This window comes from Kitasatospora sp. NPDC059803 (assembly GCF_042732255.1).
GTDB lineage: Bacteria > Actinomycetota > Actinomycetes > Streptomycetales > Streptomycetaceae > Kitasatospora.
The window spans coordinates 1-2,806 of the sequence record NZ_JBHWIJ010000506.1 but is presented as its reverse complement, the minus strand read 5'-3'; the positions used below and the strand labels follow the sequence as shown (position 1 = coordinate 2,806).

The 2,806-nt window shown below is 73.0% G+C and carries 2 protein-coding genes; both read left to right on the top strand.

The features are described 5' to 3' along the window. The first annotated feature begins 478 nt into the window (after positions 1–478). Positions 479–928 carry a PTS glucose transporter subunit IIA gene (locus ACFV6I_RS38845; RefSeq protein ID WP_063350198.1) on the top strand — a complete coding sequence of 150 codons (450 nt, stop codon included), beginning with the start codon at positions 479–481 and terminating at the stop codon, positions 926–928. Positions 929–1,027: 99 nt separating this feature from the next. Further along, the gene (ptsP, locus tag ACFV6I_RS38840) at positions 1,028–2,698 is read left to right on the top strand and encodes a phosphoenolpyruvate--protein phosphotransferase (protein ID WP_063350197.1); all 1,671 of its coding nucleotides are present in this window, start codon (positions 1,028–1,030) and stop codon (positions 2,696–2,698) included. Positions 2,699–2,806: the final 108 nt, after the last annotated feature.

Sequence of the window (2,806 nt, the reverse complement as noted above, 5' to 3'; positions counted from 1 at the left end):
TTCTCAAGGAACGGACACTTCCTTCGGACCGCCTTCCAGCGGGCCCTCCGGGCGCTTCGTTCTTTCGTGTTTCCAGCTTACCAGATGTTTTCCGCCCCGTTTACCGGAGGTTTTCGCATCTGAAATCTGGTGTTAACCGCCAAGTCGCGGCGACTCGCCCAACCATAGCGGGTCGCCCGCCGGAGTGCGAATCGAGGCGCTCCCGGTGTCACCCGGTCGGCGGCATGATTTGTTGCTCTCGCGAGCATATACAGCAATGGTCCCGATTCGCCAAGATGCCTGTAGAGTGCGGCGCATCGGCTAAGAGGACTAGACCACTAAACGGTCGGTGAGCCGCCGGACGACGGGCCGGGCTGGGCGTGGGTCTTCGCCCGGGAATGTCAGCAGATGTCCGAAGTTGACATGATTTAGGCTTCAGTCGATCGTCCTGCCGCTGCTCGCGGCCGCTCGCTGTACCGCTCACTTGGGAGGCACAACCATGACCACTGTGACGTCGCCGCTGACCGGCAAGGTCGTCGGGCTCGCCGGCGTGCCCGACCCGGTGTTCTCCGGCGCGATGGTCGGCCCCGGCACCGCGATCGACCCGGAGCGCCGGCCGACCGAGGCGGTCGCTCCGGTGGACGGCGTCGTCGTCTCCATGCACCCGCACGCGTTCGTCGTGGTGGACGCCGAGGGCCACGGTGTACTGACCCACCTGGGGATCGACACCGTGCAGCTGAACGGCGAGGGCTTCGAGCTGCTGGTCAACAAGGGCGACACGGTGACCCGCGGTCAGGCCGTCATCAAGTGGGACCCGGCCGCCGTCGAGGCCGCGGGCAAGTCGCCCATCTCGCCGATCGTGGCGCTGGAGGCGAACGCCGACTCGCTCGGCGGCCTGCGGGAGGACGGCGAGGCCGTCTCCGGCGAGGCCCTGTTCAGCTGGAACTGACCTCTTACTTTGCACACACCCGCCCCGCAGGAGTTGTCGGGGCGGCCCGGCACACAGCGGTTCCCGGCGGGGCCGCTCCTCTCAGCGGAGACAGGTGACATGAAGAAGACGCTGCGCGGCGTGGGTGTCAGCCACGGGGTCGCGATCGGCCAGGTGCGGCACATGGGGACGGCGGTGCTGGAGCCCCCGGCCACCCAGATCCCGACCGAGGACGCCCCGCGCGAGCAGGCCCGCGCCCAGGCCGCCGTCGAGGCGGTCGCCGCGGACCTGATCGCCCGTGGCAACCTGGCCGGTGGCGAGGCGCAGGCCGTCCTGGAGGCCCAGGCGCTGATGGCGCAGGACCCGGAGCTGATGGCCGACGTGTCCCGCCGGATCGCCGTCGGCAGCAGCGCCGAGCGCGGTGTGTACGACGCCTTCGCCGCCTACCGGGCGCTGCTCGCCTCCGCCGGCGACTACCTGGCCGGGCGGGTCGCCGACCTGGACGACGTCCGCAACCGCATCGTGGCCCGGCTGCTGGGCGTGCCGATGCCGGGCGTGCCGGACAGCGATGAGCCGTACGTGCTGTTCGCGCGGGACCTGGCGCCGGCCGACACCGCGCTGCTCGACCCGACGCTGGTGCTCGGCTTCGTGACCGAGGAGGGCGGGCCGACCAGCCACAGCGCCATCCTGGCGCGGGCGTTGGGCGTGCCGGCCGTGGTCGCGCTGCCCGCTGCGACGGACGTCGCCGAGGGCACCGTCGTCGCCGTGGACGGCAGCTCCGGTGACGTGCTGCTGGAGCCCTCGCAGGAGAAGCAGGACGAGCTGCGGGCGGTCGCCGCCCAGCGCAAGGCCGCGCTGGCCGCGTCCTCCGGCCCGGGGCAGACCTCGGACGGCCACCGCGTGCCGCTGCTGGCCAACGTGGGCGGCCCGGCGGACGTGCCGGCCGCGCTGGAGAACGGCGCCGAGGGCGTCGGCCTGTTCCGGACCGAGTTCCTCTTCCTGGACGACTCCGCGAAGGCGCCCACCGAGGAGAAGCAGGTCGAGGCGTACCGCAAGGTGCTGGAGGCGTTCCCGGAGGGCCGGGTCGTGGTCCGGGCGCTGGACGCGGGCGCGGACAAGCCGCTGGACTTCCTCACCCCCGCCGACGAGCCGAACCCGGCGCTCGGTGTGCGCGGTCTGCGCACCCTGCTGGAGCACCCGGAGGTGCTGCGGACGCAGCTGCGGGCGCTGGCCAGGGCCGCCGAGGGCCTGCCGGTGCACCTTGAGGTGATGGCCCCGATGGTGGCCGACCGCAAGGACGCCAAGGACTTCGCCCAGGCGTGCCGCGAGGCGGGGCTGGAGGCCAAGTTCGGCGCGATGGTGGAGATCCCGTCGGCCGCGCTGCGGGCCCGGTCGATCCTCCAGGAGGTCGAGTTCCTGTCGCTGGGGACCAACGACCTCGCGCAGTACACCTTCGCCGCCGACCGTCAGGTGGGCGCGCTGGCCCGGCTGCAGGACCCGTGGCAGCCGGCGCTGCTGGACCTGATCGCCGCGGCCGCCGAGGCGGCGCAGGCGACCGGCAAGAGCTGCGGCGTCTGCGGTGAGGCGGCCGCCGACCCGCTGCTGGCCGTGGTGCTGACCGGTCTGGGCGTCACCAGCCTCTCGATGGGCTCGGCCTCGATCCCCTACGTGCGGTCGACGCTGGCCAAGTACACGCTGGCGCAGTGCCGCCGGGCGGCCGAGGCGGCCCGGGCGACGGACAGCGCCGAGGAGGCGCGGGCCGCCGCGCAGCAGGTGCTGTCGGGCGAGTAGGACGGGCGAACAGCAGGAAGGGGGGGGGGGGGCCCCGCCCGGGTGGGGGGGCCGACCCCGGGGGGCGGGGGGAGTGTCGCTGGGGGGCGCGGGGCGGCGGGGCGGAGC

Excerpts from the sequence above, each read along its gene's own strand:
- ACFV6I_RS38845 (WP_063350198.1), top strand. The coding sequence starts at position 479 with ATGACCACTGTGACGTCGCCGCTGACCGGCAAGGTCGTCGGGCTCGCC.
- ptsP (WP_063350197.1), top strand. The coding sequence starts at position 1,028 with ATGAAGAAGACGCTGCGCGGCGTGGGTGTCAGCCACGGGGTCGCGATC.